Annotated in this window: 17 protein-coding genes; 6 read left to right on the top strand and 11 right to left on the bottom strand. The window is 45.4% G+C overall.

From position 1 onward, the window contains the following. Positions 1–95: 95 nt before the first annotated feature. Positions 96–317, bottom strand: coding sequence for a ribosomal protein L7/L12 (locus C7B77_RS05765; RefSeq protein ID WP_106301333.1), 222 nt, complete (start codon positions 315–317; stop codon positions 96–98). A gap of 69 nt (positions 318–386) precedes the next feature. On the opposite strand from C7B77_RS05765, the gene C7B77_RS05760 reads away from it, so the two are divergent. Then, complete coding sequence (locus C7B77_RS05760; RefSeq protein WP_106301330.1) at positions 387–707, top strand: hypothetical protein; 321 nt, start codon at positions 387–389, stop codon at positions 705–707. Between the two features lie 245 nt (positions 708–952). Here the strand turns inward: C7B77_RS05760 and C7B77_RS05755 are convergent, their stop codons facing one another. Beyond that, complete coding sequence (locus tag C7B77_RS05755; protein WP_106301327.1) at positions 953–1,798, bottom strand: universal stress protein; 846 nt, start codon at positions 1,796–1,798, stop codon at positions 953–955. Between the two features lie 254 nt (positions 1,799–2,052). On the opposite strand from C7B77_RS05755, the gene C7B77_RS05750 reads away from it, so the two are divergent. From C7B77_RS05750 to C7B77_RS05740, 3 genes are all read left to right on the top strand, one after another. Continuing rightward, a complete protein-coding gene (locus tag C7B77_RS05750) occupies positions 2,053–2,784 on the top strand; it encodes an HAD family hydrolase (RefSeq protein ID WP_106301324.1) in 732 nt (243 codons plus the stop codon). Positions 2,785–2,832: 48 nt separating this feature from the next. After that, on the top strand, positions 2,833–3,525 hold the full coding sequence (locus tag C7B77_RS05745; protein ID WP_106301321.1) for a Uma2 family endonuclease: 693 nt from the start codon (positions 2,833–2,835) through the stop codon (positions 3,523–3,525). Between the two features lie 259 nt (positions 3,526–3,784). Beyond that, a complete protein-coding gene (locus C7B77_RS05740) occupies positions 3,785–5,716 on the top strand; it encodes an ABC-F family ATP-binding cassette domain-containing protein (RefSeq protein ID WP_106301318.1) in 1,932 nt (643 codons plus the stop codon). Positions 5,717–5,838: 122 nt separating this feature from the next. On the opposite strand, the gene C7B77_RS05735 is transcribed toward C7B77_RS05740, so the two are convergent. Together C7B77_RS05735 and C7B77_RS05730 are read right to left on the bottom strand one after the other, a co-directional pair. Further along, positions 5,839–6,189, bottom strand: coding sequence for a hypothetical protein (locus C7B77_RS05735; RefSeq protein ID WP_106301315.1), 351 nt, complete (start codon positions 6,187–6,189; stop codon positions 5,839–5,841). A gap of 105 nt (positions 6,190–6,294) precedes the next feature. Further along, complete coding sequence (locus tag C7B77_RS05730; protein ID WP_106301312.1) at positions 6,295–10,086, bottom strand: WD40 domain-containing protein; 3,792 nt, start codon at positions 10,084–10,086, stop codon at positions 6,295–6,297. Between the two features lie 454 nt (positions 10,087–10,540). Here C7B77_RS05730 and C7B77_RS05725 point away from each other — a divergent pair, with 454 nt between their 5' ends. Beyond that, complete coding sequence (locus C7B77_RS05725) at positions 10,541–11,938, top strand: tetratricopeptide repeat protein (RefSeq protein WP_146138202.1); 1,398 nt, start codon at positions 10,541–10,543, stop codon at positions 11,936–11,938. A 6-nt stretch (positions 11,939–11,944) separates the two neighbouring features. On the opposite strand, the gene C7B77_RS29665 is transcribed toward C7B77_RS05725, so the two are convergent. The 5 genes from C7B77_RS29665 to C7B77_RS05705 form a co-directional block, all read right to left on the bottom strand. After that, entirely contained in the window at positions 11,945–12,118 is a 174-nt protein-coding gene (locus tag C7B77_RS29665) for a hypothetical protein (protein WP_181243722.1), read from the bottom strand. Between the two features lie 11 nt (positions 12,119–12,129). Further along, the gene (locus tag C7B77_RS05720) at positions 12,130–12,774 is read right to left on the bottom strand and encodes a hypothetical protein (RefSeq protein WP_106301306.1); all 645 of its coding nucleotides are present in this window, start codon (positions 12,772–12,774) and stop codon (positions 12,130–12,132) included. A 183-nt stretch (positions 12,775–12,957) separates the two neighbouring features. Beyond that, entirely contained in the window at positions 12,958–13,596 is a 639-nt protein-coding gene (locus C7B77_RS05715; RefSeq protein WP_106301303.1) for a type IV pili methyl-accepting chemotaxis transducer N-terminal domain-containing protein, read from the bottom strand. A gap of 420 nt (positions 13,597–14,016) precedes the next feature. Beyond that, on the bottom strand, positions 14,017–14,460 hold the full coding sequence (locus C7B77_RS05710) for a response regulator transcription factor (protein WP_106301300.1): 444 nt from the start codon (positions 14,458–14,460) through the stop codon (positions 14,017–14,019). Next, on the bottom strand, positions 14,457–14,861 hold the full coding sequence (locus C7B77_RS05705; RefSeq protein ID WP_106301296.1) for an ATP-binding protein: 405 nt from the start codon (positions 14,859–14,861) through the stop codon (positions 14,457–14,459). The genes C7B77_RS05710 and C7B77_RS05705 overlap by 4 nt, the downstream gene beginning before the upstream one ends. 603 nt (positions 14,862–15,464) lie before the next feature. On the opposite strand from C7B77_RS05705, the gene ltrA reads away from it, so the two are divergent. Beyond that, complete coding sequence (gene ltrA / locus C7B77_RS05700; RefSeq protein WP_106301293.1) at positions 15,465–17,282, top strand: group II intron reverse transcriptase/maturase; 1,818 nt, start codon at positions 15,465–15,467, stop codon at positions 17,280–17,282. 722 nt (positions 17,283–18,004) lie between these two features. Here ltrA and C7B77_RS05695 read toward each other — a convergent pair. Then, the gene (locus C7B77_RS05695; RefSeq protein ID WP_219892002.1) at positions 18,005–19,288 is read right to left on the bottom strand and encodes a histidine kinase dimerization/phospho-acceptor domain-containing protein; all 1,284 of its coding nucleotides are present in this window, start codon (positions 19,286–19,288) and stop codon (positions 18,005–18,007) included. Positions 19,289–19,328: 40 nt separating this feature from the next. Beyond that, a complete protein-coding gene (locus tag C7B77_RS05690; protein ID WP_425430814.1) occupies positions 19,329–20,177 on the bottom strand; it encodes a cytochrome c biogenesis protein CcdA in 849 nt (282 codons plus the stop codon). Between the last annotated feature and the right edge of the window lie 283 nt (positions 20,178–20,460).

Genomic DNA, 20,460 nt, shown 5'->3' with positions numbered 1-20,460 from the left:
CTACTCCATTTTCCTCCCCTTTCTCGATCGCTTTCTCCTCTAATGGCTAAAGTCGAGTCTAAGAAGTCGGGGATCTGTTATCGATCGTCATCGGCTCAGATAATTCTAATCTTCGCCCCAACTTTTTCTAGGTCGCTAGCAATACCCCCAATTTTCCTTTTATTTCCCGATGCAATTATCACCTCATCAGGATTATCTAGAATTGCCTTAACATCTTTTGGAGATTTAGCTGTAAGCTGTCTGACTATGTAAAAAACTTTTGCACGAGATTCCCCCACGTCAGTAATAATTAAGCCGAAGCCATCAGATTCGCACATATGATAAATTTAATTTGCTGACTTCTCCCTGAAATTAGACAGCACTTCGATCGAAAATTATATTAGTACATGAATGAAGATCTCATCCGAAAATTGGCGGCTGGTAAACTATTTAGATCGGTTTCATTAGGACAGCTTGGAATTCACCTTTGCGCCTATATTGCAGCTTTTGTCAAGCTAATTATTATCGATGCTGGTGGATATTACGATGCTAGTATACTTCGCTTTTTGGCGATAACAGCAGGATCTATGCCCTTATTTGCGATCGAGTGGTGGCTGATTCAAAATAGCTTGAAGATTTCTAAGTCTAAAAGAGCTTGGGGATATTACTTAAATTTTGGTATCTGTTTGTGGAGTATCGGGACGATCGTCATCAGTTATTTTGTCTGATAGTTAAGGCATTGATAATTGATAATTGATAATTGATAATTGATAATTGATAATTGATAATTGATAATTAAATTAATCCCTGACTCCTAAACCATCGAGTGAAATTTGTCGGGTTAAGAGTTACAGGATTAGATTGCTCGCCAGCAATCTAATCCTAAAGCCTAAAGCCTAACATCTAAAGCCTAAAGCCTAAAGCCTAAAACCTAAAACCTAAAGCCTAAAGCCTAAAGCCTAAAGCCTAAAGCCTAACTCGCAGTCGATCGATTCAACAATACCGGACAAGGAGCTTTGACGCGCACATAGTCAGAAAGCGAACCACCTAGTAACCGATCTAGATCTGGTAAATTTTTAGCGATCGAGGGACGACGTTCTGGCGAACCGATCGTAATTAGATCGACATTGAGATCTTCAGCAAACTTGCAGATTTCTTTACCAGGATCGCCAGCAGTCACGATACATTTATAGGCGACGCCTTGGCGTTTGGCTTCACTAATTGCAGGCGCGAGAATGGGATCTGTTTCGGGATTAGTTATGGCGTCGGCAGCTTTTTTATCCGATTTAACTTGGATGAGGATTAGTTGACTACCTTTAACATCTCTTAAGATAGACAGAGCTAATTTGAGCGATGCTTGAGCATCGGGGGAGTTATTGTAGCCCACCATAATCCGATTGATGCGTTTGATATCGACATCATCTTTTACCAATAGCATCGGACGCGAGGTGAGCTGAAACACATATTGACTGACAGAATTAGAGAGAATCGATTCTAACCGATTGAGTCCGCGCGAACCCATAATAATTAAGTCAGAGTTTTCCTCATCAGCGATTTGACAGACGGTATCTTTAGGATCGCCTTGTTTTAATCTGACATTGACTTTAGCCGGATCGAGCTTGAGATACTCGATCGCATCGGCTAAGATTTTACCCCCAGCAGTAAGTTTTTCGGCCATGAGTTCGGCGGTTACTTGTGGAGCTACCACATGTAAAATGGTGACATTTGCCCCTCGGATCGCGGGAATTTCCATCAGCAGCTTGAGCATTTGTTCGCATTTACCCAAGCCAGCGACGGCAATTAAAATATTTTGAATCATAGTTTTAGGATCCTATCTAATTCTTAAATTAGCTGGTGGTGAGATGGGGTTTAACACCTCGACAATCGAGCGATCTAACTGGTAAGCCTCTTGTCGTCGAACGGTCGTTAAAATTTTTGTTATGTTTTCGATCTTGCACTGTCGCCATCTCCATACTGGCTCGATCGCAATATTATTTATCATTTAGTCGCCCCAGACAGGGATGGATGCAGGATAATTGTTGAATCGCTCTAGATTCACTTCCCACATCTCCTATGCTGTCGATCGAATGTCTCAACCACAAATTTACAGATATTCAAGCCATAATTTTTGATAAAGACGGCACCCTCGAAGACTCAGGCGACTATCTGCGCAATCTCGCTCAAAAACGCGCGCGCCTGATCGATGCTCAGGTTCCCGGCGTCGGCGAACCGCTACTGATGGCATTTGGCGTTACAGATCGCGGTTTAGATCCGGCGGGATTGCAAGCGGTAGGCAGTCAATATGAGAATGAAATTGCCGCAGCAGCTTATATTGCCGAAACGGGGAGAGGTTGGAGTGCGGCTTTAGAAATCGTTAAAGGTGCATTTAATGAAGTCGATCGTGTGATGGAATCCACGCCAGCAGCCATGTTCCCCGGTTGTGCTGAATCGATTTCCACTCTTGCAGGTGCGGGACTCAAACTCGGCATCGTCTCCGCCGCCACCACTAGCCAAGTCGTCAAATTTGCCAATTATCATCGGTTACAGTCGCATTTCCAGGTGCTTCTGGGTTCCGATCTTCAGTTTGCCAAACCCGATCCGCGCTTGTTTCAATTTGCCTGTCAGGAACTCGGCGTAAATCCCGCACAAACCCTGATGGTTGGGGATAGTACCTGGGATATGTCTATGGCTAAAAAAGGCGGTGCAGCAGGCTGTATTGGCATCTCCTGGGGTCGATTCAGGCAACCGATCGCCATGTCGGATGTCACGATCGAGGATTTAGCCCAGTTACAGATCTGCCAGTAGCCGCTCCTATAATCGAGATAAACACTCACTCCTAACCCAGCACCCGCCATGGTTAAAACACCATCCCAGCCTCAGCTTATCCCACCATTAGAAAATGGCGACAGGCTCACTCGTTACGAATTCGAGCGTCGTTATGCTACGATGCCCCAGAATAAGAGGGCTGAATTAATTGAAGGAGTTGTCTACATGGCTGCGGCACTGCGCTTTAGAAGTCACGGCGAACCTCATAGTAATATTATGGGTTGGTTGTGGACTTACAAAATTGCGACTCCAGGTGTGGCTCTGGGGGATGCGCCGACGGTACGGCTAGACTCAGACAACGAACCGCAGCCCGATGCAGTATTGTTAATTGAAGAACGATGCGGCGGTCGATCGCGCGTAAGTGAGGATGATTACATCGAAGGGGTACCAGAATTGGTAGTAGAAATCGCTGCTAGTAGTGCGGCAATCGATCTGGGAGACAAGAAACGCGCCTACCGTCGCAATGGCATCCCCGAATATATTGTCTGGCAAGTATTCGATCGTAAAATCGATTGGTTTTGCTGGCAAGAAGGGGAATATATCTCTTTACCTGTAGATGCCGATGGGACGATTCGCAGTCGCGTATTTCCAGGTTTATGGCTGGCGGTAGAGGATTTACTCGCGGGAAATATGGTGCGGGTTTTGGCAGTATTGCAGTCAGGTTTGGCAGCAGCAGAGCACGGTGAGTTCCTACAGCAATTGTCACAAATAAGTGATTAATTTTGAGAGCATCGATACCCACAGTAAACGGGGTGGATGTAATGAGATAAAGAACGATCGAGAATGTAGTTATGGCGATCGATCGGAGCTTTCATCCCAGTCATTACAGCAACTGCTAAGTCATACTCGATCGATTAAATATTCGTCCAGTCAGTCGATCGTTTTTGAGTTGATGCGATCGAGCCGCCAGCCTGACTGGAAAACCCGAAAGCCACGATTCGACATACAATAACTAATACTGCTCACTCCCAACTTGCTCATGACTATTTTTACGTTGCAATCAGTTAAAAAAGACTTTGGAATCAAAGAGATTCTCAAAGATGGATCGTTTAGCCTAGATGCTACGGACAAAGTTGGTTTAATCGGGATGAATGGATCGGGAAAATCAACCTTACTCAAGATGATTGCCGGATTAGAACCGATCGATGGCGGGCAGATTTTACTCAATCCGGGAGTGACGACAATTTATTTGCCGCAGCAGCCAGAAATGGATCCCGATCGCACGGTATTAGAACAGGTATTTGCCGATAGTGGCGAGCAGATGCAATTAGTCCGTGACTATGAGGAAATATCCGAAAAACTAGCTCGTCCTGAAAATCATGATTCTAATGAGTTATTGGGTAAATTATCTACGATAATGCAACGGATGGATGCCGTTAATGCGTGGGATTTAGAAACCAAATCTAAGATTATTTTGACTAAATTAGGCATCCATGATTTTGAAGCAAAAGTTGGCGATCTTTCGGGTGGATATCGCAAACGGATTGCTTTGGCGGCGGCATTATTATCCGAACCAGATGCACTGTTGATGGACGAGCCGACAAACCATTTAGATGCACTCTCGGTAGAATGGTTGCAGGATTATCTGAGTCGCTATCGCGGAGCGATATTATTAATCACGCACGATCGCTACTTTTTAGACAAGGTAACTAACCGAATTATCGAGATCGATCGAGGTGATATTTTTACTTATAGTGGTAACTATAGTTATTATCTTGAGAAAAAAGCACTTGCTGAAGAATCAGCCATTGGCACTCAGCGCAAACATGCCGGATTGCTCAGACGAGAATTAGCCTGGTTGCAACGGGGAGCAAAAGCTCGTAGTACCAAGCAAAAAGCTCGAATCGGACGCGCGGAAGAACTCAAAGAAAAAGAATTTAAACAGACAGCGGGTAAAGTCGAAATTTCTACACCGACGCGCAGAATTGGCAAGAAAGTAATCGAAGTAGTCAGCGTATCGAAAAGTTATGGCGATCGTCAGTTAATTTCTGATTTTACTTATGAATTTTCGCCAGAAGATCGGATCGGTATTATCGGTGAAAATGGGGCGGGTAAATCGACACTAATGGACATTTGTACGGGACGATTGGCACCGGACAAAGGTACAGTCGATATCGGCACTACAATTCACATCGGCTACTTCGATCAACATTCTGAAGATTTACAAGAAGCAGGTACCGAACAACTGCGCGCGATCGACTATATCAAAGAAGTCGGTGAATATGTCAAAACCGCCGATGGCACTCAGATTACAGCATCACAAATGTTGGAGCGGTTTCTATTTACTCCCAACCAACAATACACGCCGATTAATAAACTTTCTGGTGGTGAAAAGCGGCGGCTATTCTTATTGCGCGTCCTGATGAGTATGCCGAATGTCTTAATCCTCGACGAGCCGACAAACGATCTTGACGTGCAGACTTTGGGCGTATTAGAAGAATATCTATCCGAATTTAACGGTTGTGTAATAGTAGTTTCGCACGATCGCTACTTCCTCGATCGTACTGTCGAGAAAATATTTGCACTAGAAGATAAAGGCAACGTCCGCGAATATCCTGGCAATTATTCCGTCTATCTCGATTATAAACAAGCCGAAGCTACCGCTGATAAATTAGCAGCCAAGAACGATCGAGCTAATGAAAAAATAGCTCCAGTCGTTACCCCGATAGAAGTATCTAAAAGCGAAGCTAAAAAGCGTCGTTTATCCACTTGGGAACAACGAGAATTCACCAAGCTCGAAGACCAAATTGCCAAGCTCGAAGCAGATAAAGCCAAGTTAGAACAAGAATTAGCTCATTCACCGAATGCTGGATACAGTCAGCTTCAGAAACTCACAGCCGATTTAGAAACAGTGAATAAATCGATCGACACTACAACGGAGCGGTGGTTAGAACTGGCAGAATTTGCATAAATTGTAGTCAAAGCACACAGCTTCTGAACCTAAAAAGTCGATATTCATCGATCGGTGTCCTTTCAAATACAACTGCTTGCGCCAATATTCGATCGAACCATCGATCGAATTAACGTGAACTCCTAGAATGGACATGCTATTTCTTGAAAATTAACTAAACCACGATATTTATCCCACGGATACCAGTCTGAAAAAGTTAGTTCCATTTTGATACAACCATTTTTAGCTGCGATCTCGGACAGGGGGCGATCGAACTTTTCCAACACAGATTTAGAATCTAGTTTTCCATCGCGGTGAATGTACTTAAATTTAGTATTTTTGAATCCGCTCTCTTTTTCTATTTCAGTTGAAACTGAGATCGCCTTCACTATTTTAGAATCGTCAATCCGATATTGAATGTAACAGAGTACGGCAACAGCAATGCCGATCGAAGTAAATCCGATGAGTTGCAAAGCATTCGTTTTTTTGCTCATAAAATAGCTTCAACAGGATAACAGTAATTCGTGTAACAATAACGATCTTAGCTTTTTGGCGATCGACTCCAGCCGCAGATAGAAACCTCCACAATTGGCAACATTTTATGGTACTGATCGCCGCTCGGATGGATTGACTCTGCTCGCGATCGCGCCGAGAGTTGTCAAAGAATCGATCGTGGCGGCGGATAATCCGGTAGCACCAGTAATATCCATCCCCGCGTATGGTGGCAAAGGTTTGTAAGTATTGATGCACTCGCCTGTGGCTAGATCCCAGAGTTTAATAGTTTCATCGCTACTGCTGCTGGCTAACAGCTTACCATCGGGACTATAACTGACACATAAGACTCGATCGAGATGTCCCGCCAATGTCTGGACTACTTGCCCCGTCTCGATTTCCCAAATCTTAACCATGCTGTCGGCACTACCTGTCGCTAAATATTGCCCATTCGGACTAAACTTAATAGATTGAACTTCTAACGCGTGTTCCCCCAAAGTTTGTAAGAGGCTCCCCGTTGCCACATCCCAAAACTTAACGGTCAGATCGGCACTACATGTCGCCAGAGATCGCCCATCAGGACTGAAGGAGACATCCCAGATCCAATTAGTGTGACCGGAATAACAGCCCAACATCTGGCCAGTCTGCACATCCCACAATCGCCAATAAGCCTCGAAACAAGCCGATGCGAGTAGTTGACTATCGGAACTAAAAGCGATCGATCGCACCATATTATTACCCCCTCTCAAAGTCGTGAGTAATTCGCCAGTAACCAGCCAGATACACACGCCAGTATTTTCCGCGACTCCCGCGATTAGCCGTCCATCGGGGCTAAATTTGACCCGACAGACATCTCCTTGCCCGACTGAAAAGGTCTTCACTAAGCCGCCATGCTCGGCATTCCACAATTTCACCGTACTATCGCTACTCCCACTGACAATCGATCGCCCATCAGGGCTATAATCTACCGACCAGACACCCAGTTGATGTCCGGTAAACGTCTGGATCGGTTGTTGAGCCTGAAGATCCCACTCTCTGACGATCCCATCTTGCGAGCCAGCGATCAATTTCGTCCCATCTGGATGAAAAGCAACTGACTCGATCCAGTTTGAAAATCCTTGCCAACGATATAATTCTTGCCAGGTGGTGGTATCCCACAAGCAGGCATTACGATCTCCACTGGCGGTAATTAATAACTTGCCATCGGGACTAAAATTCAAGATCGAGACCCAATCAGTATGCGCCGCTAGAGTGGCAACATGTCGATCGGTACTCAAATTCAAAATTTTCACGACATTCCCGACATTACCCACCGCCAGCAATTGACTATTCTCCGCTGGAGACGATCCGCTGACGGGACTAAATTCGATCGCAAAAAACCAATCGCGATAGCCAGTGAGAATCTGCGAGATTGTCCAGGTAGCAACATCCCAAATCCGAATCGTGCCATCGCCACTACAAGTCGCTAGCAATCGACCGTCGGGGCTGAATCTAACCGACCAAACGCGCTTAGTATGCTCGGTGAAGGTGTGCAGACATTCGCCAGTTGACCCATCCCAAATTTTGACAGTACCATCGCCACAACCCGTCGCGAGTGATTTCCCGTCGGGACTAAATCTCACGGAATACACTTGTTGTTGGGGATGATGCGATCGAGTCCTAATTAGTTCGCCTGTGGCGACATTCCACCATCTGAGCGCGCCATCACCATGTGCTGTTGCCAGCATGTAAGCTGCGCCCGATGCCAGATCTACCATGTACGGAGAAAAAGATAAGGACAATACTCGGTAATTATCGACTTGTAAAACGTGGCTGACTTGTCCTGTGGCGATCTCCCACAGTCGGATCGTCCCATCTTGACTGGCACTTGCTACGATCCGACCGTCTGGGCTAAACGCGAGCGACCAAATCCAACTAGAATAACCGTGGAACTTGAATTGAAGTCGTTTGGTAGCAACTTGCCAGATGTATACATCACCGTTATATTCGCCGATTGCAACCAGTTGCGAGTCGGGACTAAAAGCGGTGGCAAACACCCGACCGAAGTTATCGGTAAAGATCGATTTGGATAAGTTGGCACCGTTAAAATTGACATTATGGAGGATCGCTCCTTGAAAACTGACTTGCAAGATCGGTAAATTGGCGAAGTTGTAGCCAGTCAGATCGATTTCTAGGTGTCGGTACAAATTGATTAAATTCCCACCGCCATAATGGAGCGTGCCGCAATAGTCGGTTTGCAGGCTGGTGAGGATCGATTGAAGGTGTTGAACTAATAATTTCCGACCGAATTGCAATTGTAATTGACTGGCGATCGGCTCTAAAATCAGGCGGGTTTGGATGGCGTGAATATATTTGGGCGAATCTGCGGCTAGGAGTGGATAACTCAGCCAGAGTGGTAAAGCTGGGAGCCTGTCGATCTGGATCTCCCAGTTGGTTAATTCACCGACCATCCGATCGATCGTCCGTGCGGTGGTGTATTCCATTACCACAGCCTGCTGGGTAAATTTGCCCCGACTGCGTTCGATCAGCGATCGCCGTCCCAAGGATTCTAAGGCACCGAGGAGGCGCGGTTTGGTGGTGGCAGGCAACAGCCGATCGTGTAAATTGTCTAGGGATAACCAGTTGCGCTCGATCGCCAGACAGTACATCACCATTTGTTCGGTGGGTGAGAGCCTGTCGAATTGCTGGTCTAGTAATTGCCTAATGTCGCTAAAGATCGGGGTTTCGGCATCCAAAAATTTGTCGATTTCCCCATCGAACAGATCGTGAATGGCGGTCGCTACAATATTTAAAGCTAGCGGATTACCACTATAGATTTGCTGGAGCCGCTGAAGATTAGGACTGGATGCCGATAGCCCTTTAGCATCGAATAAATCTTCACTTTCGCGAACGTTGAGTCCAGCAATATTTACCGATCGCACGGGCAATTTCTCGCCTTCTAAAGAGACGATGGCGGCTGGCTTTTCCCGACTAGTTACCACCAGACAACTCTGATGTGGCGACGATCCAATCCGCTGGAATAATTCGGCATAGCCAAGATATTCTGGATGGTGACTCTCGGTGCTACTCTGGCTTTGGATAATGGCTTCGGCATTATCTAGCACCAACAAACACCGTTCCTGGCGCAGATAGTCCAACAGATATGAGATTTGAGTAGAGATCGCCACCGTGGGGGCGACGATCTGGGCTTGACGAGATAAGACTTGAATTATTTCTGGAAGCAATGTCTGGAGCGGTGGTGCGTGCCGCAGCGATCGCCAGACGATCGTGGCAAAGTGCGGTTGGAGGTGTTGCGCCAGTTTGGTTGCTAAGGCAGTTTTACCGATCCCACCCATGCCCAAGAGGATGACTAGCTTGCAGCGATCTGTATTTACCCAGGTTGCGAGTTTGGTTAATTCGGCTACTCGTCCATAAAAGACGGAAACATCTGGAGCTTCACCCCAGTCGCTATGTAGTGGAGAATGCCGCGTTTGTAAGTCTAATGTTGCTCGATCGTCGCGAAGATCGGGCTGTTCTAGATCGCTGGGATCGTTGGCGGAGCCTGTCTGTATCGCCAGAGGCGAGGCTTCGCCAACGCGGAGCGTCCCAAAGGGAAGGACAATCGATTCGGGATAGAAATAATCGTGACGTTCCAAAACCAGATTAAAAGCGGTAAAACAGATATCTAGCGTTTGTTTGTCTACTGGAGTAGCACTTTCGGTGTCCAGCTCCGATGAGCGATCGAAGATTTTAGAGATCGTCTTGATTGAAAGTCCAGTCAGTCTAGATAATTCTTCTTGGGTATAGCGATCTCCACCATTGGCTGCTAATTCTGCTGCTATTCTAGCTGATTGTAGTTTTCGATTCCCCGCTGCTGTCAGCGTTGCGCCCCGCCTGCGATTATTTTTGCGCTCGGCCATACAAACTGATTGCGTAATTTGATTTTAAGTTGGTAAGCCGATCGCTCGACCGAGGGGAGCCACAGCTTGTTTTGGTGCCAGATTCTAAGCTGTTGTGGACTCGATCGCCATAACTTAATCAGAACTTAACTAAAATTCGAGTTTATAGAACTTGGATATACCGCTATTCTGGCGACATTGACTAATATACAGCTAAATTACGCCTAACTTACCGATTTTACCTGGCGATCTCCGAAATGGAGTGTAATTCTTATGTAATAACACATCACTCTGTCACCTCCTGGATCGAAATTTTCCGATTAGATCTCTTCTGCTAATTAATCCGCATATTTAGACTGAGTGGCGTTACAGTTGTTACTCGCTCTAAGTATGCCAACCAAGCTAGATTGGTAATTCGATCGGGTGGTGCCAACACTGACTGGTGAGCGCGATTGCTATTTGGGTGCCACGATTTATGTCAATTTCAGCTCATTCACCAACTCCAAATTTCCCCAATGGCGATCCCCACTCGCTACACAAACCAGGTGGAGATGAGGCTAATAATTTAACAAGTACAGATTACGAAGATGGAATCAACATGTTAGAAACCAAAGAATATGTGCGGGCTGAATCGATCGAAGATCGATCTTCATTCGCTCTCAATCCACAATTAGCGATCGATCCAAATATATTTGCCAATACCAGCGATCGTCCCCACGATCGCGCAGCCACTTTAGAAGAAATTGCTCTAGCAATTGAGTCCGATCTCGTTCGCGTTGGCGAAGCCTTTGCCTCCGCAAAAGCGTCCCCTCTGGGGAATCGAACTAATGTTGACGATCTGCAAGTTGTAACTAACGCTCGCCAACCTTTAAACCGTTCGCCTCAGGATCTCTCGCCACAAAGATTACAGGAAATTGCCGCAGTCAAAACAAACAACTATCGACTTGCCCTCGCTCGCTGCGATCTCCGCATCGAATTGGATCCGCAAGATCCTCAGAGTTACTACGATCGCGGAATTTGCTACGATCGCCTCAAAGAATACACCAACGCACTAGCCGATTTCGATAAGGCTCTGGAATTAAAGCCTCAAGACGCCGTATTTCATCATGCTCGCGGACGCATTCATCAGCAGTTGGGCAATTTTTCTGCTGCGCTGTCGGACTACGAGCTAGTCATTCAATCACAACCATCGCGGGCATCGGTATATAACGATCGAGCTGAGATTTATCGTTTGCAAGGCGATTTTCTCCGGGCGATTGCCGACTGCGAGCGAGCGATTAATTTAAATCCCTTGCTAGTCGATGCTTACTTTCGACGCGGAATTACTTACACTGAATCAGGCAATCTAGATCTGGCATTAGTAGATTACGAGCTGATTATTGCGATCGATCCAAGCTATATCAAAGCTTATATTCAGCGTAGTTGGATCTATTTTCGTCAAGGTAACTATCGCCAAGCCATCCAGGATTGTGAATCAATCGAAACTATTAACAAAAGTTGCTTTACGGCACATTATTTACGTGGCGTTATCTACGAACGTACCGGATTTAAGCAGCTAGCGATCGTTAGTTTTGCAATGGCAATCGCTCTCGATCCTAGCTCTATTAGTGCCCTCTATTATCGAGGTGCGATCTATTATGAAATGGGTAGATATCCTGAATCGAGTGCCGATATCGATCGAGCCAGAGCACTTCAACAATATAACTCGGAGAAATTAGTGGATCGAGATGAAACAAGTTTTTATGCCGAGGGTTTGGCACTCTACTATACCGATGGTGTAGATGCTGCCATGACTATACTTAGGCTAGGATTTTTGACGGCTACACGATTTAGTAATTATAGTTTTAGAGAATATATTTCTCTGCGTTTATAACAATGATTAAATTTCGAGGAACTTAAAAAATCGGCGAACCTCGATCGGCACATCTGTCCGCAAAGGATAAACCAGCCAAGCAGCGGTGCTAAAATCTGTTACCGTCACTTGGTAATATGGTTCGTCAAGTCCAAAGGGTTCTAGAGTGCGCCGATCGCTAGAGATATTCTGGACTAGCACAAACAGAGTTCCTAAATCTTGGTTTGTAATACTGCTGTGTTTTCTCCTAATTGTCTAGCACTGAGTGCGATTTGCGAAATGCTACTCGCCGTATCCTGTGCGCCAACATTCAATCCTTCCATCAACATCATTACCTGTTTTACTGCACTCATACATTGATTTGAGATAGTAAAAGTTTGTTGGTTACTGAGTGATAGATAATCTAGCGTTGCTAGGACTCGATCGAGATCGGCAATAATCTTTTCTTGAGACGGATTAAATTCAATATTTAATAAATTCATACTGTCATTAGTCACCATCTTCATTACAGCGATCGAGGATTGCAGATTATCGAGCAATGTACCGATCGATTCTGTCTTGTTAGTACGATTGTTGCTAGTACTTGTCAGGCTAGATTTTTGAGTTACCATTCCATTCGCTAGTACCGATTGTTCTGCGGATGTCGCAATTTTAGCAATTTTCGATACTTGTTTTTCAAGCATTTCTATGTGAGTATTAATGGTCTGAATTTTCTCTTGCAAATTAGAGGCACCAATAGAATTTTTTCGAGCAGCTTGATTTGATTTGTTAATTAATTCGATAATTTTTTTGACTCGTTCGCCCGATATTTCACTCGTGTTGCTTGATTCCTGTACGAGTTCTTTCAATCCACTCATGAGTTGAGTTGTTTTGCCGACAGAAAGTGCTTGTTGGTTAATACCTTTGGCTCTTCATCACCTGGTATGCTAATCTCAGCTTTTTGACCCGAAATCCTTACTGCTAAGCCAAAAATGGCTGAAAAATCTAACAATAATAGATTTTAGGCTCAATCCCTTGTTAGCTATCAATCTGGGCGGAAATCAGCATACTAAGTAATGAAGAGCCATACCTTTTTCTTGTTTGATTACTACTAAGGCAATTTGCTCGGAAGATTGAGTAATATCACTAGTCGATTTTTTGAAGGTATTAGTGATTTGAGTAACAGTCGTCCAGATCTTAATCAATAGCAGCAAACTAGCGGCAAAAATAGCAATTTGAATTACGCGTAGTCTTTCGGCTTTTTCAGTAGAATATTTTTCAGCAGCAAATACAGCCCGATCGGCTAAATCAAAGTACTTTTCGCTGGCATCTAGGAGATCGGCTTTTGTTTTACTATCTTGTCTGAATGTCACAATCTTTTGTTTGAGATCTTGCCAAGCAGTAGCTACTGTTTCGATCTGGGTCTTAAATTCTGGATCGGTGGCTGCTGGTAATCCTAGCACTCGATCGCCATTAATCAAACCATTGACCAATTTATCTTGTTTTTCAATTAATAGATCGTTTGGTCGTTGTGCGAGTTCTAACTTAATTAACCGCTGCGTACCACCCCTGACAATCCCCGCGTAGTTTACAACTTTACTATCATTACCTTGAGAATTCAGGTATACAGATACTAAGCTACTACTACCGACTACTAAAATTCCAATTGCTGCGCTTCTTAGCTGCTGACTGATTCTCACAACTTTACATCCATATCTTCATACTTGCTCCTCTATATCTTTCCCATTTTTTAGAGATTGATACCAGGATAAAATGGATTTTATAATGATACAAATTTGTAGTTAAATAAGCGTGCAATTAAAGTCTTAAAATGTATTTGTTGATACAGAAAATAGCTGTTGCCGAACTTAAAAAGTGTGGGCCGATTGCATTTTTCAGAGATTTAGTCAGATCTCGCGGGGGTTTTTCGGCACATGTTTTACTGGAAAACGGTAAGTAATTTTTCACTTTAATGGTTTACCAATGTCGATCGAGTATCGATCGCGAAATCTGACAACGAGATGCTCGCGAGCCTTGGCTTATTCATAACGACGACTCGCGAATGAAACAAGCTATTGTGAAGTTAGACCGTTGCGATCGATCCTTGCAAATGACCTAAGCTAAGCCCGGAACCGATAGCCAATGCCTCTGACGGTCTCGATCGAGTCACTCCCCAATTTCTTGCGGAGCAGTTTGATGTAAGCATCGACCACGTTTGGTACCCGCACTCGTGCCAATAATTCGCTCAGTTCAAAGGGCTTAGTGACATAATCATTGGCTCCATTTTCCAGCGCATTTACCGTATCTTCTACCTCATCTTGTGCCGTCAGCACGATAATTCGTAGCCGCTCTCCCCGTCCGCGTATTTCTGATAGCACCTGCCAGCCGTCCTTCCCTGGTAGCCCCAGATCCAGAATCAGCAGATCGAAATCATCGCTCCGCGCCATCGCGATCGCCTCGTGCCCGTTCTTCGCCACAGTGGTAGTAAATCCCTGCGCGCGAAATCCTTTCTCTAAAAAAGCGGCAATGCGGGCTTCGTCTTCGGCAATCAACAGTCGATTCATGGCATTCTCTCCGAGTGTAAGGCAGATGGCAGCTTGAGGCGATCGGGTGCCAGCGATCGACCATCTTCGGGTCTGTGACTGGGGAAGATCGCAGTGAAGTTCGCGCCCTCGCCTAACCGACTGAACAACTCCAACCGACCGTGATGCGCTTTGACGAGTGCTTGGACGATCGATAATCCTAATCCAGACCCATCCGATCGCCGTTCGTTGTTCGAGCCTCTGGCAAACCGATTGAAGATGCGTTCCTGGTCTTCTAGGGCAATGCCTTCGCCCGTATCGCGCACCCAGAATCTGACGTTACCATTGTCGATTGCTGTGACTTCTGGCATAATTTGGCGGTGCGATTCGTTTAATCTAAACCGAATAATCGGGGGACGATTAGCTTCTTTAGGGTAACTCATTTATGAGTCGAGTTCGCACTTTAATCCCCTAAAGATGACAACTAAATAACCTTATAGGTGAGTGAGATTATCCTAGAAATCACAAGTCCTATCCTCTAGACGTTAGAGTGAAAACATATTCCCTACCGTAGCGACTAACCATCAATCGATAAAGCGGGAATAAAAGCGGAAAACTACTGATAGCCTAATTTGGTAGTCCGTAAGTAAGTGACTATGAATAACAATTGCTAAGACATCGCTCAAATCATCGTCATATGGAACCAGCGAAATCAGGCTATATGCGCTGGGAGTCCCAAAAGGGCATTAGTAGTAAAGGTGGTATAAATGTCGTCATATTTATACCGAACGTCACCTATCTACTCGGTGAAGAGATGTCATTCTAAGGTCACAAAACAATGGTTATTTGGAACGAAATAACTCATTAGATTACTCTCAGAGAGGTCGAATACTTTGAGAAGTCAGTTAAGACGTAACCTCTACTTTCAGTAGGTATCTAATGATAGAGATTGTGTAAGAAGCTAACGCCAATCTGTAATGGATTGGATATGCAGACGTACACACGGTATCACGGCAGGAAAAGCTACAAGTAGTAATAAATAAGCTATGAACACGGCAATTAGTCCGATGTATAGATGGAACGAAACTAACTGGCGTAAGCTAGAGCGTAGCGTTTTCAAGTTACAAAAGCGGATTTTCCAAGCGTCTAATCGTGGCGATGTCAAGTTAGTTCGCAGACTCCAGAAATTATTGATAAGTTCTTGGACAGCAAGGCTATTAGCGGTTCGTCGAGTCACCCAGGAGAATCAAGGTCGGAAGACCGCAGGAGTGGATGGTATTAAATCACTAACCCCAAAGCAACGTCTCATCTTGGTAAATAAAATTAAACTGGGTACTAAAGCAAAACCAACCCGTCGAGTTTGGATACCCAAACCTGGAACCAGGGAGGAAAGACCTTTAGGAATACCGACAATGGAAGACCGCGCCTTGCAAGCATTAGTCAAACTGGTTTTAGAACCAGAATGGGAGGCTCGCTTTGAGCCAAACAGTTATGGCTTTCGTCCAGGACGTTCGGGTCATGATGCAATTGGGGCAATATTTAACAGTATTAAAAGCAAATCAAAATTTGTCTTAGACGCTGATATTAGTAAATGCTTCGACCGCATTAACCACACAAAACTTCTATTAAAACTAAATACCTTCCCGACCCTACGGAGACAAATCCGAGCTTGGTTGAAAGCTGGTGTTATGGATGGAAAGAAGCTGTTCCCGACAATTGAAGGTACCCCGCAGGGTGGTGTTTTAAGCCCACTTTTAGCGAATATTGCCTTACATGGTCTAGAGGAATTGATTACGGGTTTAGCCCCAAAATTCGATTTGAAACGTTCTAATGGTTATCAATTACCGATTAGGCATAAAGAAAAATCAATTTCATGTATCAGATATGCAGACGACTTTGTAATTCTTCACGAGAATTTAGAGGTAATAAGCATGTGTAAAAAAGCTGTAGAAGAGTGGTTGCATGACCTGGGATTGGAACTAAAGACTAGTAAAACAAAAATAGTCCATAGCCTGAATGCACTAAATGACAGATCGCCTGGATTCAATTTCCTAGGTTTCAATATTCGTCAATTTCCTGCTGGAAAATACAGATCGGGTAAGACTACTAATGGCAATTTATTAGGATTTTCGACCATTATCAGACCCAGCCGAGCAAGTCAAAAAAGACACTATAGAAAACTAGTAGATGAGATTAATAAGCGAAAAGGTTTAAGCCAATCCGCTCTAATCAAAGCACTCAACCCGATTATCAAAGGATGGTGCAACTACTTCTCTACTGTGAGTAGTACAAAAGTGTTTAGTAAAATCTACTCATTATTGTTCTACAAACTTCTTAAATGGGGAATCCACCGTCATAGAACTAAAGGAAGAAAATGGATCTGCCATAAATACTTTAGAAGTATTAATAATGCCAATTGGGTCTTTGCATCCAGTCAAGGAAATAATATTCTAAAGCTAATACAACATAACTCGGTGAAAATTCGACGTTATGTAAAAGTCAAAGGCACATCTTCACCTTATGATGGAAATTGGGTTTACTGGAGTACAAGAATGGGGAATCATCCAGAAGTGTCTAATCGAGTAGCTACGCTGCTTAAAAACCAAAAAGGAAAGTGTCCCCACTGTAATAACTACTTCAAAGATGGAGATTTGCTAGAAGTTGACCACATCATCCCAAAATCTATTGGTGGAAAGGATAAATATGATAATTGGCAACTACTTCATCGGCATTGTCACGATATAAAAACTGTCCATGATGGCAGTTCTGGCACAAAATCTAACTGCAATAGTGTTGAGCCTAAGCCACCAGTTAAAACAGAATCTTGGTTCTGGCAAGACGATATGTTGGTAATGACGTTTTAATGACAATAACCGTTTTACTGAGGAGCGGAATGATGGAAAACCATCACGTTCCGTTTTGGAGAGCAGTGGAGGGGGCGACCTCTTCACTGACTTTAATCAGTCGTAAACCATAAGTTGGCTTCGCAATAACGAAAATACGTCGTTTTAGGCTATCGCTCCGATCGAGTTTTCAATCATAACTTGGCATTGAGTTCTAAAAATCAAGCATAAAAAGGCTTTGAGTTCTTTTTGAGAATTGTGTGTTAGCCTCGATGAAAACGGCCTTTTTCAAGAATTCTCAGCCAAGTTATGGTTGATTTTTGGGAGGCAATCGCCATATTGTGCGGGTTTGAGGTTGATGCAATTATGGCGTGCCCCTCCTCGATCGATAAATCGCTCGTAAATCGATCGAGGAGGGGCACTCAACCACTAATATCGAGTGATTTAGTAACGGGTTTACGCCATCACAAGCTAGTTATTTTGTTCGCATTGAAAGGGCTGGGCTGGTAAGCCTACAACACTCGACCGTCGAAGACGGCGCGCAAGCTTCGCGCTGTTCTCGCCGCCAATGAGCGGTGGTCAGCAACATTCGATCGCCAGCACTCGATCGCTGTCTAACTGTCTAACCGAACAGTATTGCAAGGCGTGTCAGACAGCGCAATCCACAGCGAGATCCAGTTGGCTAACATTATTGGGGGTGAGCTACTGCTATTGAGATTTTTCTGGATAGGTACTTGTATTTGTCAAGCATAAGTTGGCCGTTTCGGCCAATTTATGCCAGAAGTCACAATTGCCGAGCCGATGGCGATCGTCTCTCCCCTGTGGGTATATTGGGTAGCGTTTTGGGCTAGGTTCATCACGATCTGCGTCAATCGCTGGCGATCGCCGACGATTTCGCCCGATCCGATCGCTTCTAGCTGCCAGTCCCGTGCAGCCATTCCCCTTGCCTTGGCAAACAATTCTTGCGTAAACGGTTCCAGCTCGACTGCACTCAACCGCAAAAAATTGGGGCGTTCGCTTCTCATTAGCAATAATAGATCGGTAACGAAGCGATTCATCCGCTTTAGCTCGTCGCGCACCAACGCCACAGTCGCCGCGCGGTCTTCGGGGTCGTCGCCCAAGAGTTCTAGGTGTCCTTGAATAATCGTAATCGGCGTTCGCAATTCGTGACTGACATCTTTGATGAAGTCTTGCTGACTGGTAAACGCCGCCTGAAGGCGATCGAGCATCTGGTTGAAGGTAAGCGTTAGTTCGGCAATTTCATCGGTGCCTCGAACATTCATGCGTTGAGACAGATCGGTTTCGCTAATCAGCTTGGCGGTATCGGTCAACTGCCGCAGGGGTGAGAGAATGCGCCCCGCTGTGAGCCACGCGATCGCCATAAATAATCCCATCATGGCCAGGGTTACTTCGATGACTAGATCCAGAGTTTTGTTGCCCATCTGGTAACGTAACGTCGCATCGTATAACCCCATCACGATCGCGTTTTCTCCGTTCGTTGGCAGCGGCTCCACCACCCGAATGATATAGTTTTCGCGGACAAACGATCGGTTCGAGTGGGGCTGCGCCCATTGCCGCATCAGATCGGGGTTATCCTGGAGGACGCTCGGCAGTTTGGCGTTCTGACTGGAATGCACCTGCCCGTTCGTTACCAGGACGAGCGACTCATAAGGGTCTGGTACTTGGCTGCTGGTAAATTTATCGATCGTTTCGACTAAAGCCGCAGTGGTGAGCGCGTTTGGATTAGTGCGATCGATCTGTTGTTGCAAGGCATTGATGTCTCGCTGCAATCGCACGCTGGCGTGCTGTTCTTCTGAGGCACAAAAGATCTTGAAGGTTGCCCATACCGAACTGAGGGTAATGCACAGCGTCAGCAGGAAGTACCAGATCAGCAGGCGCGATCTTACGCCCATCAACGCTTTTTGCCATTGCCGCCACGCATTCAGCTTGACTCTCTTCGATCGACCTAAAAAAGTTGACTCTGGCATATATTTGCGATCGCCTTCATGCGTTGGGACATCTTTCAAATCCTTGTTTTTAGCGTAGCAGAACCGAATGCTGACGGAGCTACAAAAACCAGCGAATCCCATTGATGAGATAGAAGCCACCCGCCAGAATTAGAGCCGCACTACCCGCCCGAATCACCCAGTCAGATTGCCCCAACAGTGTGCGGCTTTGCTTAATTAATCCGGCATACAAGCTAGCAAAAAAGATGACAGCAGTGTATCCCAATCCATAACTCATTAGCGTTATCACACTCAGAAGTTGAGAGCCACTGGCAGCAGCAGCGGCAATGACGGCAAATAGCACCGGACTGGAGCAGGGAGAACTCACCAATGCAAAGGTGAGTCCCACACCATAAGGCCCCGCTGCCGACACCGACGCTTTTGGCTGGGGCAAAGGCAGGTGAATTACGCCAGCAAAGCTCAACCCCATTAATAGAATCACCGCACCGACAACGACATTAAAATAGCCACGATAATCGACTAACACCGCTGCGGCAAATGAAGCAAACAGCCCGAATAAACTGAACACCGTGACCACTCCCAGCACAAACAATCCAGCTTTGTTAAAAGCAGCCCACCGAGAGGTAATTTTCAACGTGCCGATGTAGCTCAGGTTGACGGGCAGGAGTGACAAAATGCAGGGGGAAATACTTGCAATTAATCCGCCGACAAACGCGAGTGGGATGAGTACGAATGGATCGCTGGTATTCTGCTGCTCTAACCATTGGTGGTAAGGGTTTTGAATGTGACCCACCAGTTCGGTGAGGTAGGCGTACCAACCTGAGAAATGCGGAGAGAGTAGAGCTAGAGCGATCGCACCTAGAAACAGCGAACCGTAGAATAGTTTTTTGGATTTGAAGGCAGTTTGGGGTGCTGCTGTTGGCTCTGCGCTCTGCTCTAGTCGTCGCAGTGCCGATTCTTCAGACTGGGACGAAGAATTTGAGTTGGGGGGAAGTTGAGATTTCATGGCGGATGCTCCTAATAGTGAGTTGTGTGTGAGGTTTGGAAAATATAGTTTGCTGCTCAGTCCCTAGAGAATCCCCCTGCTTGGTGCAACGCACGATGAGGAGACCTCAGCGCGATTGCATCCGCTAAATCACTCTTGAAAAGCTGCCGCGTATACACAAATATATTGGTAACGATTGTAGTCCCGTTACCCCACCCCAGCCCTCCCCTTATAAAGGGGAGGGAGT

The organism is Chamaesiphon polymorphus CCALA 037 (genome assembly GCF_003003845.1).
GTDB classification, from domain to species: domain Bacteria; phylum Cyanobacteriota; class Cyanobacteriia; order Cyanobacteriales; family Chamaesiphonaceae; genus Chamaesiphon; species Chamaesiphon polymorphus.
Note: the sequence above shows the minus strand (reverse complement) of the source record. Positions and strands in the feature narration are given on the sequence as shown.

What these genes read in the sequence shown, in the direction of transcription:
- C7B77_RS05760 (WP_106301330.1), top strand. Translation starts at nt 387, where the DNA reads ATGAATGAAGATCTCATCCGAAAATTGGCGGCTGGTAAACTATTTAGA.
- C7B77_RS05750 (WP_106301324.1), top strand. Translation starts at nt 2,053, where the DNA reads ATGCTGTCGATCGAATGTCTCAACCACAAATTTACAGATATTCAAGCC.
- C7B77_RS05730 (WP_106301312.1), bottom strand. Translation starts at nt 10,086, where the DNA reads ATGGCCGAGCGCAAAAATAATCGCAGGCGGGGCGCAACGCTGACAGCA.
- C7B77_RS05755 (WP_106301327.1), bottom strand. Translation starts at nt 1,798, where the DNA reads ATGATTCAAAATATTTTAATTGCCGTCGCTGGCTTGGGTAAATGCGAA.
- ltrA (WP_106301293.1), top strand. Translation starts at nt 15,465, where the DNA reads ATGAACACGGCAATTAGTCCGATGTATAGATGGAACGAAACTAACTGG.
- C7B77_RS05710 (WP_106301300.1), bottom strand. Translation starts at nt 14,460, where the DNA reads ATGAATCGACTGTTGATTGCCGAAGACGAAGCCCGCATTGCCGCTTTT.
- C7B77_RS05735 (WP_106301315.1), bottom strand. Translation starts at nt 6,189, where the DNA reads ATGAGCAAAAAAACGAATGCTTTGCAACTCATCGGATTTACTTCGATC.
- C7B77_RS05765 (WP_106301333.1), bottom strand. Translation starts at nt 317, where the DNA reads ATGTGCGAATCTGATGGCTTCGGCTTAATTATTACTGACGTGGGGGAA.
- C7B77_RS05745 (WP_106301321.1), top strand. Translation starts at nt 2,833, where the DNA reads ATGGTTAAAACACCATCCCAGCCTCAGCTTATCCCACCATTAGAAAAT.
- C7B77_RS05720 (WP_106301306.1), bottom strand. Translation starts at nt 12,774, where the DNA reads ATGAGTGGATTGAAAGAACTCGTACAGGAATCAAGCAACACGAGTGAA.
- C7B77_RS05725 (WP_146138202.1), top strand. Translation starts at nt 10,541, where the DNA reads ATGTCAATTTCAGCTCATTCACCAACTCCAAATTTCCCCAATGGCGAT.
- C7B77_RS05740 (WP_106301318.1), top strand. Translation starts at nt 3,785, where the DNA reads ATGACTATTTTTACGTTGCAATCAGTTAAAAAAGACTTTGGAATCAAA.
- C7B77_RS05705 (WP_106301296.1), bottom strand. Translation starts at nt 14,861, where the DNA reads ATGAGTTACCCTAAAGAAGCTAATCGTCCCCCGATTATTCGGTTTAGA.